Genomic DNA, 13,959 nt, shown 5'->3' with positions numbered 1-13,959 from the left:
GTAATTAACCCCTAATCATCAACCGTAAAGGTGGCACTGTGGTCGGCATTCGTCGGTATTTCCTGTGTTTTTATTTATCTTATGCGCTTGACCGTAAACTCGGCAATTTCACGCAGCAAATGGGCAGAATCTCCCAAGGATACCAAAGCATCCAAGGCTTCGTCATACAAATCCTGTAATTTCATCTTGGAAGCCGACAAGCCAATGATCGAAGGGTACGTGGGTTTTCCCGCTGCAATATCCGCTCCACGGGTTTTACCCAATGTTTGGGTATCGCTTTCCACATCCAGAATATCGTCCTGAACCTGAAATGCCAGACCAATGCATTTGGCAAAATGATCCAGTTGCCGCAAACGTTCCACATCAATCGCCTCTACACTATACGCCGCTAACAGCACACTGGCGCGGATCAATGCTCCCGTTTTGTGAATGTGCATGTTTTCCAGCTCAATTTCTGTCAACTGCTGTCCAACCGCCGCCAGATCAAGCGCCTGACCGCCCACCATGCCACGCGAACCCGCCGCCTGCCCCAATTGTTCAATCATGCGTAAACGCTGAGCTGGTGAAGCCGTCATGCGCGGATGTGTCGCCAACATTTGGAATGCCAATGCTTGCAATGCATCACCCACTAAAATCGCGGTTGGCTCATCGAAAGCCTTATGACAGGTCGGCTTGCCCCGGCGCAGATCATCATCATCCATCGCAGGCAAATCGTCATGCACCAGAGAGTACACGTGGATCAGTTCAACAGCGGCGGCCTGTACATCTAGATGCTCAGGCGCAATGCCCAAGGCCTCCCCTGTCGCATACACCAACAATGGACGCATTCGCTTACCGCCATCCAACACCGAATAGCGCAAGGCCTCATGCAGCTTGGCGGGGTGAGTGGAAGCAGGGGGAAGCATCTCATCCAGCACTGACTCGATACGTTCTTGCCAGGCTTGCAAACGGCTACGCACATTAAGCATTAAACATCCCCTTGCGCTGCAAAATCACTCTCCTGACCATCAGCGCTCAGTACTTTCACTCGCTGCTCTGCGACCTTGAGGGCTGCCTGACACAAACGAGTTAGCTTTACCCCGCGCTCAAATTCTTTGAGGGAATCTTCCAACGATAACTCGCCACCTTCCATGCGCTGTACCAATCCTTCTAGTTCTGCCATTGCAGCCTCGAAGTTTGGTTCCGTCACCGCACTAGATTCTGTTTGCTTTTTAACCATAGTTGAGCCTGCTTAATCGTGCAAATAAGATAGTAAAACCTAAGTTGCCATCAGGGGCAAGCTTACACAAGGCATTCTTTGGAGAATACTGTGTAAATACAGTAAACTACCAACAGTGAATATCATAATATTCTAATTATGTCATTGCAGAGAGAACCCCAAAACATGTTGAACATAAACTTGAAAACGGTTGTATCGCTAGTGATCATGAGTCTAGCCTCGCACAGCGTATGGGCAGAAGACAGCTTATCGACGCCAACAGCCTCCATACCACCAGCCATTGCAAACACCCCCGTCGTTGCGCCAACACCGCAAGTAGCACGGGCAGCATTCACCACCGGCATTACTGACCGTGAACCAGATAGCCAGCTAGCAACAATAAGCGCCGGGCAAACCGTCTATTACTTCACTGAACTTGTTGGTTTACAAGGACACGTCATCACCCATCGCTGGGAAAAAGACGGTGAATTACAGCTGGGCTTACAGTTTCCAGTGGGGGGACAGCGATGGAGGGTACATTCCAGTAAGACAATTTCACCTAACTTACCCGGAAAATGGACGGTTATTGTACAAGATAGTGATGGCAGTGTCCTACATCAAGACACGTTAATTGTTGAGCCAATTATACCGGCGGCTGTACCGGCTGATACAGCACTTATCCCTGCACCTGCACCTGCAACCACCCCTGTTGTTGCCGCACCACCACCTGTCACACCACCTGCGACCGTACCTGAAAAAAGCAAGCAAGCTATCTGGGATACACTTCAACGCTAGAAGTCTATGTCAGAATTGAGAAACGGGCCTAAAAGCCCGTTTTTCATCGAAACAACTATCGAATCAATCCGTTGAAATGCTTAGAAAGAACACAAAACCAATGTAAACTTCACATCTTTATGGTTCTGCTTGCCACGTTCAGCCAGCATGTCTGCATTAACGAAACGCAAGGTAAAGCGCTGTTTGCCAGCACTGATTTCAGGGTAATAATCCACATTATCCGGCAACTCCACCCGCATCATCTGGTAAGGCTTACGCGCCTCCATCATCGACTGATAGAAACCTTCCTTAGCAACTTCTTCATAACGCTCACCGAAATCACGGACGATATTTAAAAGCTCACGAGCAGCAGCATTAGCCGTCACGTATGGCTCGATCCACTCATTTAAATCATCAATACGTACATCAATGGATTGTTCCTGCCAATAGTGAAACAATGGAATATCAAAACCATTAAGTCCACCTGGCAAAGTGGATCTTTGTCTCAAACTATTGAAGAACATATGATTTTTTAGGTGCTGGCCTAACTGCCCGCGTTGCTGATAAAGCACATCACTATGATGGTTCAGCTTTTCCAATACTGCATCTAAACGCGTAGCATCAGCATCTTCTTTGCGCATTAACAACCGAGCAGACTGCCCCATCCGATCAATTTCTTTTAAAATTTCACTTTTAACATCAAGACGGGCAGACAAATTATACAGATCGAGCAGTAGATGTAAGGCTGCTACCGTGTCCTCAGGTTGAGGATCCTTCGAAATATGGTATAGAAACCTTCCTGTCAGCAGCTCTAGCCGCATAAACAGACGAATTTTCTCGTTTAACGGTTGTTCATAACCAATCATATGTGGCTCAGAAATTCGGCGAATATCTTCATTCAGCGGTTGTGCATAAATCATCATAAAATACTTTGCAAGCCCTATTGAATAGCCTTTATACCAAAAAGCTAATAGAACAAGCAACTAAGCCTCTGAAAATTTCACATATCTATTATTTATTTCATTAATTTTTTCATAGAAATCAGTAATTGACGAGGTATTACTAATAATATCATTAGCTCGCTGTAAACGTGCTTCTCGCTCTATTTGTGACTGCATGATCGAGCTAATCACCGTGTCATCACTACCATCACGAACCTGTACCCGAGTACGTTGCTGATCTGGCAAACAGTCAATCACTAAAATACGATCGAAAAGTTGAGTATAGTCCTTTTCAAACAACAAAGGGACATCAACAATAACGTAAGCACTGTGTGTGCAAGCAGCCATTCTATTGAGGATTTCAGTACGAATGCGAGGGTGCAGGATGGACTCAAGTTGTTGCAGGCGTAAAGAATCGCCAAAAACGGTTTGACGCAACCAGCTACGATTAAGCGCACCATCACTTTGCAGTGCCTGATGTCCAAATAAGGTAGCAATTTCATCTAAAGCAGGTTGCCCAATTGCAACCACTTCACGCGCGATCAAGTCAGCCTCAATAACGGGAACACCTAGTTCTCGAAAACGACGCACTGCCGTAGACTTTCCACAACCGATGCCGCCTGTCAGACCAACTTTTAGCATAAACACCACACAAACACAAAAAGCCGGTTATTACAAACCGGCCTTGGAAAACTTTTCAAACCAATCTTTTAGATTAAGCTTGTAATGCTTTGATGTGAGCGTTCAGACGGCTTTTATGACGAGCTGCTTTATTCTTGTGAATAATGCCTTTGTCAGCAATGGAGTCAATCACAGGCACAGCCGCTTGGTAAGCAGACAGGGCAGCTTCGCGATCGCCCGCAGCAATGGCGTGCAGAACATTTTTAATTTGTGTGCGCAAACGTGTACGCATATGGCGATTCCGCATACGGCTTACTTCGCTCTGGCGAACACGTTTTTTAGCTGAAGCTATGTTAGGCAAGGGTATTCTCCCGAAAAACCAATCCGAAAAACAAGGGGCGTATTATGCAGCGATTCTTCCTTCGCGGCAACACCTTGGGCATAATATTTACTGAATATGATCAAGAATACCATCAAGCTCATCTAAGCTATTGTATTCAATGATAAGTTTACCTTTTCCTGCACGATTGTAACGAATGGCTACTTTCGCACCAAGGGTATCGGTAAGGGTTTTTTCCAATTTCACCACATCAGGGGATAGCCGAACCTCGGCAATAGGCTTCTGCCCTACCGCTAATGTGTTTTTAACTAGACGCTCTGTTTCACGCACAGACATCTGCCGCTGAGCAACCTGCTGGGCGATATCCACCTGCTGTTGGCCTTGCAAAGCCAGTAATGCACGCGCATGACCCATTTCAAGTTGCCCTGCATCCACGAATGCCTTGGTTTCAGGCTGTAAATCCAGTAACCGCAACAAATTGGTGACCGCAGCACGAGAGCGCCCGACCGCTTCAGCGGTTTGCTGGTGGGTTAAGCCAAACTCATCAATCAAGCGACGCAGAGCACTCGCCTCTTCCAAAGCATTGAGATCTTCACGTTGGATATTTTCGATCAACGACATTGCGGCGGCGGCTTGATCGGGAATCTCACGCACAATCGCAGGAATTTCGTGCAAACCAGCCATCTGTGAAGCCCGCCAGCGACGCTCACCCGCAATCAGCTCGTATTCCCCACCGCCGAGCTTACGCACCACGACAGGCTGCACCAAGCCTTGAGCTTGAATAGAATCGGCTAGTTCCTGCAACGCATCAGGATCCATACGCGTGCGAGGCTGGTACTGCCCCGGACGAATGCGCTCTATCGGCAGTTTTTTCAAACTAATATCATCGATTTGTTCAGCATCACCTCGCGCTGAACTCAGCAACATCTCAAGACCACGACCTAACGCTTGCTTCTTCACTACGCCTGCTCTCCATCCGCTGCAATGATCGCTCCATCCTTACGTAGCATTTCAGCCGCTAAGGCTAGGTATGCTAATGCACCACGGGAACCTTTATCGTATTCAAGTGCTGACAAGCCATGGCTAGGCGCTTCTGCCAAACGAATATTACGCGGAATAGCCGTGCTATAAACTTTATTCCTAAAGAAAGCATGGATCTGCTCGGAAACATCGCGAGCTAAATTGCTGCGTGGATCGTACATTGTTCGCACCAATCCCATGACTTTCAATTGGGGGTTGGCGGTTTGTGTAATGCGTTCAATTGTCCCGACTAAAGCACTCAAGCCTTCCAATGCATAGTACTCACATTGCATGGGAATTATCACACCATCCGCAGCCACCAGCGCGTTCACCGTCAACATGTTTAGTGAAGGTGGACAGTCAATCAGAATATAATCATAGCTATCGAGTAAGGGTGCTAAGGCGTCACGTAAGTGGTATTCACGTCGCGCAGAGTTCATCAGCTTCACTTCTGCAATCGTGACATCCGGTGAACCGGGTAGCACGTGCAGCATACTATTGGGCAATTCTTCCAGAATATCAACAGCCTGAGCCTCTCCCAACAGAACATCTGTTAATGTCACCGCTTGCCCATGCTTCTCTAAACCAACACCGGTGGTAGCGTTGCCTTGAGGGTCGATATCCACCAATAAAATACGACGCTTCATCGCGGCGAGAGATGCAGCTAAATTAACAGCGGTCGTGGTTTTACCCACGCCACCTTTCTGGTTGGCGATGGCGATAACTCGCGTCATGGGTTTAGTCTCGCTGTAATTCCAAGAGATGCCTCTCTGCATCCAGACCCGGCACATGTAGAGGATGCTGAGCAGTCATTTGCCAGCCCATGGGAAGCTCTGCCAACTCGCTGGCGGGGTAGCGCCCCTTCATCGCATAGAGGATACCATTTTCACCGGCATGTTTTCCGGTAAAGGTCACAAAATCCCGGAGCGAGGCAAAAGCACGGCTAATAATTGCGTCAAAATGCCCAGCAGGCTGCCAGCTTTCCACCCGTGTCTGAATCACCGTAACGTTCTTCAAACCCAACTCCAGCACCGCTTGCTGTATAAATCGGGTCTTTTTACCATTGGTGTCCAGCAGGGTGAAATGGCGTTCAGGCTGGAGGATAGCCAGCGGGATTCCCGGCAAGCCAGCACCACTACCCACATCGAGACAGGTTTCCCCGCGTAAATAGGGCGCAACACTAATGCTGTCAGCAATGTGCAAAGATTGCATTTCAGCCGGATCACGCACAGCGGTCAGGTTGTAGACCTTGTTCCAGCGTTGCAGCAGTTGCAGGTAACGGTTAAGTAACTGTGTTTCATGCGCATCCATGCCTTAACCCGCCTTTTTCAAGTGAACCAATAACAATGAAATGGCGGCTGGTGTAATTCCCGGCGTGCGGGCAGCCTGACCAATAGTAACCGGGCGTTGGCTCTGCAATTTCTGGCGGACTTCGTTGGATAAACCGCGTACCTGTGCGTAATCCAGCCAATCCGGCAAGCGGGTTTCCTCATGGCGGCGCTGTTTGTCGATTTCGCCTTGCTGACGCTCGATGTAACCGGCGTATTTGCACTGGATTTCGACCTGCTCTGCCACTTTTTCATCCGTCACCGGACTCCCTACGGCAGGCAAGCCTGTTAAATCTGCGTAAGTGACATTCGGACGGCGCAACAAGTCATGCAGCTTGTAATCCCGCGATAAAACATCACCAAACACACGCTGGCTGTCTTCCGCACTAACAGCATTCGGTTGTAATACTGTGGAGCGCAAACGTTGCTGTTCCAGCTCGATAGCTTCGCGTTTTTCGCAGAAGGCCGCCCAGCGGGTGTCATCCACCAAGCCCAGCGCCCTACCCTGTTCAGTCAAACGCAGATCAGCATTGTCTTCACGCAACAATAAACGGTGCTCGGCGCGGCTGGTGAACATGCGGTACGGTTCTTTCGTGCCCAAGGTAATCAAATCGTCCACCAATACACCGAGGTAAGCCTGATCACGACGCGGCGACCAACCGTCTTTTTCCTGCGCGTACAACCCGGCATTCAAACCCGCCAGCAAGCCTTGAGCAGCGGCTTCTTCGTAGCCTGTTGTGCCATTGATTTGCCCGGCAAAAAACAGGCCGTGCATCGCTTTGGTTTCCAGCGTCGGCTTCAGGTCACGCGGGTCGAAAAAGTCGTATTCGATCGCGTAGCCGGGGCGAGTAATATGTGCATTTTCCAAACCTGCCATTGAGCGCACCAACGCATACTGCACATCAAACGGCAAACTGGTGGAAATACCGTTGGGGTAGACTTCGTGGGTATCCAGCCCTTCCGGCTCGATGAAAATCTGGTGACGATCCTTATCGGCAAAACGCACTACCTTGTCTTCAATCGACGGGCAGTAACGCGGGCCTATGCCTTCAATCACGCCGGTGTACATCGGCGAACGATCCAGCCCGCTGCGAATGATGTCGTGCGTCTGGGGATTGGTATAGGTGATGTGGCAAGAAACTTGCGGCGGGTGCTCATCCACGTTGCCCAAAAAGGAAAATACTGGGGTCGGCGTATCACCTGGCTGCTCTTCGAGCTTGCTGAAGTCGATGCTACGGGCATCAATACGCGGCGGTGTGCCTGTTTTCAGACGATCCACACGAAACGGCAGTTCACGCAAGCGTTCCGCCAGCGCCATCGAAGGCGGATCACCTGCCCGACCTCCCGCATGGTTGCTCAAGCCAATGTGAATTTTACCCGCAAGAAACGTCCCCGATGTCAGCACTACCGCACGCGCTGTAAAGCTCAAGCCCATTTGGGTTCGCACCCCGACGACGGTATCGCCTTCCACCAGCAAATCATCGACCGCTTGCTGGAACATGTGCAGATTAGGCTGGTTCTCAACGATGGTACGAATCGCCGCCTTGTAACGTACCCGGTCAGCCTGCGCACGGGTTGCACGCACCGCCGCACCTTTGCTGGAATTGAGGGTGCGGAACTGGATACCACCCCGGTCGGCGGCGTGCGCCATTGCGCCGCCCAGCGCATCGACTTCCTTGACCAAATGGCCTTTACCAATACCGCCGATAGCGGGATTGCAGCTCATCGCGCCAATGGTTTCGATATTGTGGGTCAACAACAGGGTACGCTGCCCCATCCGTGCCGCCGCTAGAGCCGCCTCGGTTCCGGCGTGTCCGCCGCCGATAACGATGACATCATAGGGTTGTGGGTAATGCATGATGCCCTACTCCTTACAGGTGGGTGCTGCCAGCTTTTCCGGCTTCAGCCACAATTCCCAATCGGGTGAACAGTTGCTGGTCGTGACTTTCAGCGGGATTTTCAGTTGTTAGCAGTTTTTCGCCATAAAAAATAGAATTGGCGCCTGCAAAGAAACACCATGCCTGCATTTCGTCGGTCATATCATTACGACCTGCCGAGAGGCGCACGTAAGATTTAGGCATCATGATTCGCGCTGCTGCAACAGTACGGATAAACTCAAACGGGTCAAGCTTGTCTACGCCCGCTAATGGCGTTCCCTTAATCTTGACCAGATCATTGATAGGCACAGATTCAGGATGGAATTTCAGATTCGCCAATTGCTGCAATAAACGGGCACGGTCTAAACGCGTTTCACCCATACCTAGAATGCCACCCGAACAAACGTTGATACCTGCATTACGCACGTGCTCTAGCGTATCCAAACGATCCTGAAAAGTACGGGTGGATATCACGCTACCGTAAAACTCAGGTGAGGTATCAAGATTATGGTTGTAATAATCTAGCCCTGCATCCTTAAGGCGGCCTGCCTGCCTATCCGTAAGCATTCCCAAAGTAACACAGGTTTCCAGCCCCATGCCTTTGACAGCCTGAACCATGTCAATCACACGCTCAAGGTTCTTGTCAGTTGGGTTACGCCATGCAGCCCCCATACAGAAGCGGGTAGCACCATTTGCTTGCGCAGTTTTGGCTGAATCGATGACCTCCTGTAAGGGCAACAGGCGCTCTCGCTCAAGCGAAGTGTCATTGGTAGCACTTTGAGAACAATATCCACAATCTTCTGGGCAAGCGCCTGTTTTAATACTCAATAGGGTACTAACTTGCACTTGATTACTTGGAAAATGCTCCAGATGCACCTCGTGCGCTTTGAACATCAAATCACTGAACGGCATTGCCAGCAAGGCATTGATTTCTTCGATGTGCCAATCATGACGTAATTCAGACATTGTCCACTCCTCAGTGAGACTTAACAGTATCGTGCCATGTTTCACGGTTAATTCGCAGCAACTCGCGAATAGACAGCGGAACCAGTATCACGACGCAAACAATCCATAACGCCCACCACCAGTTCGCAAAAAAGTCACCAGGAGCAAACGTCAATATAGGAACTAGACCACCGGCCAAACCGTAATAATGGTAAGTGGCTATCTGGGTATAATAGCCTACCCGTGGGTTTGGGTGGTGGCGAAGCATGGCATACACGAGTATTCCTGCGCCAAACCATAGAATAAAGATTGGAAAAGGAATAAGTACAGAGAGTAGATTACCGTAATAAAAGAACTTTGCAGTTTTACGCGCACTGTCAGCAGTTACGACTTGTGGGTTGTTTTCCATACCATCCCCTGAATAAAAGAAACGCAAAAAGGCCGAACGAAGTCGGCCTTTCAGGAAGCATGAAGCGTTTGCTTACTCTGCTGCAGCTTGTGCAGCATCTGCCTCATCAACCAGTGCAACATAAGCCATCGGCGCATTATCACCAGCACGGAAACCACACTTGATGATACGCAAATAACCACCTTGGCGTTCTTTAAAACGTGGCCCAAGGTCGTTGAACAATTTGCCAACTATTTCTTTATCACGCAAGCGCGAGAAAGCGATACGGCGGTTGTGTACAGAGTCTTCTTTGGCACGAGTGATCAATGGCTCTGCTACACGGCGCAATTCCTTGGCCTTTGGCAGAGTTGTTTTGATCGTCTCGTGACGAAGCAGTGAGTTTGTCAAAGCTTGCAGCAGGGCTTTACGGGCGCTGCTATCGCGGCTTAATTGACGACCAGTATTACGGTGACGCATCTTCTATATCCTTCAAAACCCGTGGTTAAGCCACTTTGCTGTCACGGTGATCAAGACCTGCTGGCGGCCAGTTATCCAACTTAGCACCCAGTGTCAGACCATGCTGTGCCAGCACATCTTTAATTTCAGTTAAGGACTTCTTGCCCAGATTTGGTGTCTTCAGCAATTCAGTCTCAGTACGTTGCACAAGATCACCGATGTAGAACAGGTTCTCTGCTTTCAGGCAGTTCGCTGAACGTACAGTCAGTTCCAGATCGTCAACCGGACGCAACAGAATCGGGTCAATTTCTGGTTGAGATTCTTCACGGCGGACAGGCTCTTCAATACGAAGATCAAAGAACACGGCCAATTGCTGTTGCAGAATCTGTGCTGCCATACCAATGGATTCTTCCGCATTAACGGAACCATTAGTCTGGATTTCCAGCACCAGCTTGTCCATATCAGTACGCTGCTCAACACGGGCGCTGTCTACGTTGTAAGCAACACGCGTGATTGGGCTATAACTGGCATCTAACACCAGAGTGCCTAATGGCAATTCCGGTGAATCAGGGCCACGGCGTACAGAAGCTGGTTGATAGCCACGACCACGAGTGATCGTCAGGCTCATTTCCAGCTCAGTGTCGTCCTTGGTGATGTGCGCAATAACATGATCCGGGTTAATGATCTCAATATCATGATCACGTTCAATGTCCGCCGCTGTTACAACGCCTTTACCTTTTTTCTTAAGGGTCAGGGTAGCTTCATCACGAGCATTGAGACGAATCGCCAGATTTTTGAGATTCAAAAGAATCTCAACTACGTCTTCTTGCACACCTTCGATACTGGTGTATTCATGTACCACACCAGTGATCTGCACTTCTGTCACTGCACTGCCTGGAATAGAAGACAGTAAAATGCGGCGCAGAGCATTACCCAGTGTGTGTCCAAAACCACGCTCTAACGGTTCAAGTGTGATGCGATAGGTGTTTAAACCTGTCTCTTGCACATGAACATTACGCGGTTTCAGTAATTCTGTTGTTTTCGAGGTCATACTTTTCCTCTCGAACCTGATCAATGATTACTTGGAGTACAATTCCACGATCAATGATTCATTAATTTCGGCTGGCAGATCGCTACGATCCGGTACTGATTTAAAAGTACCTGACAGTCCCTTTACATCAACTTCCACCCATGACGGGAGGCCAAGTTGGTCAGCAACAGCGACAGAGTCCTGTATACGTGTTTGCTTTTTGGACTTCTCACGAACGGCTACGACGTCACCAGATTTAACCTGATAAGACGGGATATTTACCGACTGCCCGTTAACTGTAATAGCTTTGTGGCTAACCAGCTGGCGGGATTCAGCACGGGTAGAACCATAACCCATACGATAAACGACGTTATCCAGACGACATTCCAGAAGTTTCAACAGATTTTCGCCTGTAGAACCTTTACGACGTGCCGCTTCCTTAAAATAATTACTGAATTGACGTTCCAGCACACCATAGATACGGCGAACTTTCTGCTTTTCACGCAACTGAACACCGTAATCAGATAAGCGAGCTTTGTTTTCGCCATGCTGACCGGGAACTTTATCCAGTTTACATTTCTTTTCGAGGGATACACTGCGACTTTTCAGAAAAAGGTCAGTACCTTCGCGTCTGCTTAGTTTGCAGGTAGGGCCAATATAACGTGCCATGACTATCTCCTACACACGACGTTTCTTAGGTGGACGGCAACCGTTGTGGGGAATCGGCGTTACATCCACAATGCTATTAATCCTGAAGCCAACGCTGTTCAGGGCACGCACAGCGGACTCACGACCAGGACCAGGACCTTTAACTTCAACGTCAAGGTTTTTTAGGCCATAATCTTTCGCTGCATTACCAGCACGCTCAGCAGCAACCTGTGCAGCGAACGGGGTACTTTTACGTGAACCACGGAAACCAGAACCACCAGAGGTAGCCCAAGCCAGCGCATTGCCTTGGCGGTCAGTGATAGTCACAATTGTGTTATTGAATGATGCATGGACGTGTGCAACACCGTCAGTGACAGTTTTCTTGACCTTCTTACGAAGGTTAACAGTTGCACCTTTTCTAGGCTGTCTTGCCATTACTTACTCTACCTGCAATCTATATATTATTTGCGAATAGGACGACGCGGACCCTTACGGGTGCGTGCATTGGTCTTGGTACGCTGACCGCGCATAGGCAGGCCGCGTCTATGGCGAATGCCACGATAGCACCCCATATCCATCAAACGTTTGATGGCCATGGAGACTTCACGACGCAAATCGCCCTCAACCATGAGTTTGCCTACTTCAAGACGAAGGCGTTCAACTTGTTCTTCACTCAGATCACGGATTTTAGTGCTTGGCACAACATCCGCATCCTTACAAATGTCAGCAGCACGTGGACGACCAACGCCATAAATGGCGGTAAGACCGATCACTACGTGCTTATTGACAGGAAGATTGATACCCGCAATACGAGCCATTAAAATCTCTCCAGACTACCGGGAAAACGGGCGATTGTGCCAGAACCCCTTTTAATTATCAACCTAAATCGGCTCTCAACCTTGACGCTGCTTGTGGCGCGGGTCAGAAGAACAGATAACACGAACCACACCGTTTCTGCGGACAACCCGACAGTTACGGCACAATTTTTTAACTGAAGCTCGAACCTTCATGATAAAAACCTCTCGAAAGTAATCAGATCAGCGCACAGTGCCGGGGCGTGTCTGCGCTTTGAAGTTGGCCTTTTTCATCAGACCTTCGTATTGGTGTGACATCATATGTGCCTGCAATTGTGACAGGAAGTCCATGACAACAACCACGATGATCAGCAGCGAAGTACCCCCAAAGTAGAAGGGCACTTTCCAGACCAGAATCAAAAATTCAGGCAGGAGACAGACCAATGTAATGTAGATGGCACCAACCGCTGTCAAACGGGTCATGACACCATCAATGTATTTAGATGTTTGCTCACCAGGTCTAATACCAGGAACAAAAGCACCTGCTTTCTTCAAGTTATCTGCTGTCTCACGCGAGTTAAAAACCAACGCAGTATAGAAGAAACAAAAGAATACAATTGCAGTGGCATAGAGTAACACATAAACAGGCTCACCGGGCTTCAACATGTCGAAGAAACCTTTGAGCCACCCCATGCCAGAGGTATTTCCCAACCACTGTCCCAGCGTTGCCGGGAACAAAATAATACTAGAAGCAAAAATCGGCGGGATAACCCCTGCCATATTCAACTTCAATGGCAAATGACTGGATTGCCCCATCATCATCTTGCGGCCTTGCTGGCGGTTAGCATAATTAACCGTAATCCGACGCTGGCCACGTTCAACAAAAATGACCAATGCGGTAACAGCTAATACCAACAGCAACAAACCAATAACAAACAAAGAGTGCAATTCACCAGTATTTACCAGTTCTAATGTTCCGCCGATAGCAGCCGGCAAACCCGCCACAATACCCGCGAAAATAATCAGGGAAATACCATTACCAATACCACGCTCGGTAATCTGTTCGCCCAACCACATCAAAAAGAGTGTACCTGTCACAAGGGTAACAACTGTAGTAATAGTGAAGCCTAGCCCCGGATTCAGCGCAATTGTCTGACCATTGCCAACATCGGTACCACCCAAAGCAATTGCCACACCAAAACTTTGGAACAGAGCCAGCACAACAGTACCGTAACGTGTGTACTGTGTAATCTTACGACGCCCTGACTCACCTTCTTTCTTGATCTGCTCCAATACAGGAACAACCGTTGCCATCAACTGCATAATGATGGAGGCCGAGATATACGGCATAATTCCCAATGCAAATACGCTCAAACGCTGCAATGCACCGCCTGAAAACATATTAAAAACACCAAGAATAGTACCGTTATTCTGATCAAAAAATTGCGCCATGGCCGCTGGGTTTACACCAGGAACAGGAATATAGGTACCAATACGGTAAACGATCAACGCCAGCAGGACAAAGACCAGCCGCTGGCGAATTTCGACCATGTTTCCAAAGCCCCCTAAGGAACCTGTAGGGTTCTTGCGCATATTTTT

The 13,959-nt window shown here is 48.9% G+C and carries 19 protein-coding genes; 1 reads left to right on the top strand and 18 read right to left on the bottom strand.

Annotated elements, in window-relative coordinates; genetic code table 11:
* Positions 1-74: 74 nt before the first annotated feature.
* Positions 75-968, bottom strand: a complete 894-nt coding sequence (ispA, locus tag Q394_RS0110335; protein ID WP_028489231.1) for a (2E,6E)-farnesyl diphosphate synthase — start codon at positions 966-968, stop codon at positions 75-77.
* Complete coding sequence (locus Q394_RS0110330) at positions 968-1,219, bottom strand: exodeoxyribonuclease VII small subunit (protein WP_028489230.1); 252 nt, start codon at positions 1,217-1,219, stop codon at positions 968-970. Before Q394_RS0110330 ends, ispA begins: the two co-directional genes overlap by 1 nt.
* Positions 1,220-1,384: 165 nt before the next feature.
* On the opposite strand from Q394_RS0110330, the gene Q394_RS21445 reads away from it, so the two are divergent.
* Entirely contained in the window at positions 1,385-1,993 is a 609-nt protein-coding gene (locus Q394_RS21445; RefSeq protein WP_051543249.1) for a DUF2914 domain-containing protein, read from the top strand.
* Positions 1,994-2,073: 80 nt separating this feature from the next.
* On the opposite strand, the gene zapD is transcribed toward Q394_RS21445, so the two are convergent.
* The 16 genes from zapD to secY all read right to left on the bottom strand — a co-directional run bounded on the left by zapD (position 2,074) and on the right by secY (position 13,953).
* A complete protein-coding gene (gene zapD, locus Q394_RS0110320) occupies positions 2,074-2,895 on the bottom strand; it encodes a cell division protein ZapD (protein ID WP_028489229.1) in 822 nt (273 codons plus the stop codon).
* Positions 2,896-2,955: 60 nt separating this feature from the next.
* Positions 2,956-3,555 (bottom strand): dephospho-CoA kinase, encoded by a 600-nt coding sequence (coaE, locus tag Q394_RS0110315; protein ID WP_028489228.1) that lies wholly within the window; start codon positions 3,553-3,555, stop codon positions 2,956-2,958.
* A gap of 73 nt (positions 3,556-3,628) precedes the next feature.
* Positions 3,629-3,895 (bottom strand): 30S ribosomal protein S20, encoded by a 267-nt coding sequence (rpsT, locus tag Q394_RS0110310; RefSeq protein ID WP_028489227.1) that lies wholly within the window; start codon positions 3,893-3,895, stop codon positions 3,629-3,631.
* A gap of 87 nt (positions 3,896-3,982) precedes the next feature.
* Positions 3,983-4,801, bottom strand: a complete 819-nt coding sequence (locus tag Q394_RS0110305; RefSeq protein ID WP_211248801.1) for a ParB/RepB/Spo0J family partition protein — start codon at positions 4,799-4,801, stop codon at positions 3,983-3,985.
* Positions 4,802-4,833: 32 nt separating this feature from the next.
* Positions 4,834-5,628 (bottom strand): ParA family protein, encoded by a 795-nt coding sequence (locus Q394_RS0110300; RefSeq protein WP_028489225.1) that lies wholly within the window; start codon positions 5,626-5,628, stop codon positions 4,834-4,836.
* A 4-nt stretch (positions 5,629-5,632) separates the two neighbouring features.
* Positions 5,633-6,205, bottom strand: coding sequence for a 16S rRNA (guanine(527)-N(7))-methyltransferase RsmG (rsmG, locus tag Q394_RS0110295; protein WP_028489224.1), 573 nt, complete (start codon positions 6,203-6,205; stop codon positions 5,633-5,635).
* A gap of 3 nt (positions 6,206-6,208) precedes the next feature.
* On the bottom strand, positions 6,209-8,080 hold the full coding sequence (mnmG, locus tag Q394_RS0110290; protein ID WP_028489223.1) for a tRNA uridine-5-carboxymethylaminomethyl(34) synthesis enzyme MnmG: 1,872 nt from the start codon (positions 8,078-8,080) through the stop codon (positions 6,209-6,211).
* 13 nt (positions 8,081-8,093) lie between these two features.
* Positions 8,094-9,065 (bottom strand): biotin synthase BioB, encoded by a 972-nt coding sequence (bioB, locus tag Q394_RS0110285; RefSeq protein ID WP_028489222.1) that lies wholly within the window; start codon positions 9,063-9,065, stop codon positions 8,094-8,096.
* Positions 9,066-9,075: 10 nt separating this feature from the next.
* The gene (locus tag Q394_RS0110280) at positions 9,076-9,453 is read right to left on the bottom strand and encodes a hypothetical protein (RefSeq protein ID WP_028489221.1); all 378 of its coding nucleotides are present in this window, start codon (positions 9,451-9,453) and stop codon (positions 9,076-9,078) included.
* A 72-nt stretch (positions 9,454-9,525) separates the two neighbouring features.
* Positions 9,526-9,909 (bottom strand): 50S ribosomal protein L17, encoded by a 384-nt coding sequence (gene rplQ / locus Q394_RS0110275; RefSeq protein WP_028489220.1) that lies wholly within the window; start codon positions 9,907-9,909, stop codon positions 9,526-9,528.
* A 25-nt stretch (positions 9,910-9,934) separates the two neighbouring features.
* Positions 9,935-10,939 carry a DNA-directed RNA polymerase subunit alpha gene (locus Q394_RS0110270; protein WP_028489219.1) on the bottom strand — a complete coding sequence of 335 codons (1,005 nt, stop codon included), beginning with the start codon at positions 10,937-10,939 and terminating at the stop codon, positions 9,935-9,937.
* A gap of 27 nt (positions 10,940-10,966) precedes the next feature.
* Positions 10,967-11,587 carry a 30S ribosomal protein S4 gene (rpsD, locus tag Q394_RS0110265; protein ID WP_028489218.1) on the bottom strand — a complete coding sequence of 207 codons (621 nt, stop codon included), beginning with the start codon at positions 11,585-11,587 and terminating at the stop codon, positions 10,967-10,969.
* Positions 11,588-11,596: 9 nt separating this feature from the next.
* Positions 11,597-12,001 (bottom strand): 30S ribosomal protein S11, encoded by a 405-nt coding sequence (gene rpsK, locus Q394_RS0110260; protein WP_028489217.1) that lies wholly within the window; start codon positions 11,999-12,001, stop codon positions 11,597-11,599.
* Positions 12,002-12,027: 26 nt separating this feature from the next.
* On the bottom strand, positions 12,028-12,384 hold the full coding sequence (rpsM, locus tag Q394_RS0110255; RefSeq protein WP_028489216.1) for a 30S ribosomal protein S13: 357 nt from the start codon (positions 12,382-12,384) through the stop codon (positions 12,028-12,030).
* 75 nt (positions 12,385-12,459) lie between these two features.
* Positions 12,460-12,576: a 50S ribosomal protein L36 gene (rpmJ, locus tag Q394_RS21925; RefSeq protein WP_084260420.1), complete on the bottom strand. Its 117-nt coding sequence runs from the start codon at positions 12,574-12,576 to the stop codon at positions 12,460-12,462.
* A gap of 27 nt (positions 12,577-12,603) precedes the next feature.
* The gene (gene secY, locus Q394_RS0110250; protein ID WP_028489215.1) at positions 12,604-13,953 is read right to left on the bottom strand and encodes a preprotein translocase subunit SecY; all 1,350 of its coding nucleotides are present in this window, start codon (positions 13,951-13,953) and stop codon (positions 12,604-12,606) included.
* Between the last annotated feature and the right edge of the window lie 6 nt (positions 13,954-13,959).

The sequence above is a fragment of the Thiothrix lacustris DSM 21227 genome, assembly GCF_000621325.1.
Lineage (GTDB): Bacteria > Pseudomonadota > Gammaproteobacteria > Thiotrichales > Thiotrichaceae > Thiothrix > Thiothrix lacustris.
The sequence above is the reverse complement of the archived record's forward strand: the minus strand, read 5'-3'. Positions and strand labels throughout refer to the sequence as shown.

Excerpts from the sequence above, each read along its gene's own strand:
- ispA (WP_028489231.1), bottom strand. The coding sequence starts at position 968 with ATGCTTAATGTGCGTAGCCGTTTGCAAGCCTGGCAAGAACGTATCGAG.
- Q394_RS0110330 (WP_028489230.1), bottom strand. The coding sequence starts at position 1,219 with ATGGTTAAAAAGCAAACAGAATCTAGTGCGGTGACGGAACCAAACTTC.
- Q394_RS21445 (WP_051543249.1), top strand. The coding sequence starts at position 1,385 with ATGTTGAACATAAACTTGAAAACGGTTGTATCGCTAGTGATCATGAGT.
- zapD (WP_028489229.1), bottom strand. The coding sequence starts at position 2,895 with ATGATGATTTATGCACAACCGCTGAATGAAGATATTCGCCGAATTTCT.
- coaE (WP_028489228.1), bottom strand. The coding sequence starts at position 3,555 with ATGCTAAAAGTTGGTCTGACAGGCGGCATCGGTTGTGGAAAGTCTACG.
- Q394_RS0110305 (WP_211248801.1), bottom strand. The coding sequence starts at position 4,801 with ATGTTGCTGAGTTCAGCGCGAGGTGATGCTGAACAAATCGATGATATT.
- Q394_RS0110300 (WP_028489225.1), bottom strand. The coding sequence starts at position 5,628 with ATGACGCGAGTTATCGCCATCGCCAACCAGAAAGGTGGCGTGGGTAAA.
- rsmG (WP_028489224.1), bottom strand. The coding sequence starts at position 6,205 with ATGGATGCGCATGAAACACAGTTACTTAACCGTTACCTGCAACTGCTG.
- mnmG (WP_028489223.1), bottom strand. The coding sequence starts at position 8,080 with ATGCATTACCCACAACCCTATGATGTCATCGTTATCGGCGGCGGACAC.
- bioB (WP_028489222.1), bottom strand. The coding sequence starts at position 9,065 with ATGTCTGAATTACGTCATGATTGGCACATCGAAGAAATCAATGCCTTG.
- Q394_RS0110280 (WP_028489221.1), bottom strand. The coding sequence starts at position 9,453 with ATGGAAAACAACCCACAAGTCGTAACTGCTGACAGTGCGCGTAAAACT.
- rplQ (WP_028489220.1), bottom strand. The coding sequence starts at position 9,909 with ATGCGTCACCGTAATACTGGTCGTCAATTAAGCCGCGATAGCAGCGCC.
- Q394_RS0110270 (WP_028489219.1), bottom strand. The coding sequence starts at position 10,939 with ATGACCTCGAAAACAACAGAATTACTGAAACCGCGTAATGTTCATGTG.
- rpsD (WP_028489218.1), bottom strand. The coding sequence starts at position 11,587 with ATGGCACGTTATATTGGCCCTACCTGCAAACTAAGCAGACGCGAAGGT.
- rpsK (WP_028489217.1), bottom strand. The coding sequence starts at position 12,001 with ATGGCAAGACAGCCTAGAAAAGGTGCAACTGTTAACCTTCGTAAGAAG.
- rpsM (WP_028489216.1), bottom strand. The coding sequence starts at position 12,384 with ATGGCTCGTATTGCGGGTATCAATCTTCCTGTCAATAAGCACGTAGTG.
- rpmJ (WP_084260420.1), bottom strand. The coding sequence starts at position 12,576 with ATGAAGGTTCGAGCTTCAGTTAAAAAATTGTGCCGTAACTGTCGGGTT.
- secY (WP_028489215.1), bottom strand. The coding sequence starts at position 13,953 with ATGCGCAAGAACCCTACAGGTTCCTTAGGGGGCTTTGGAAACATGGTC.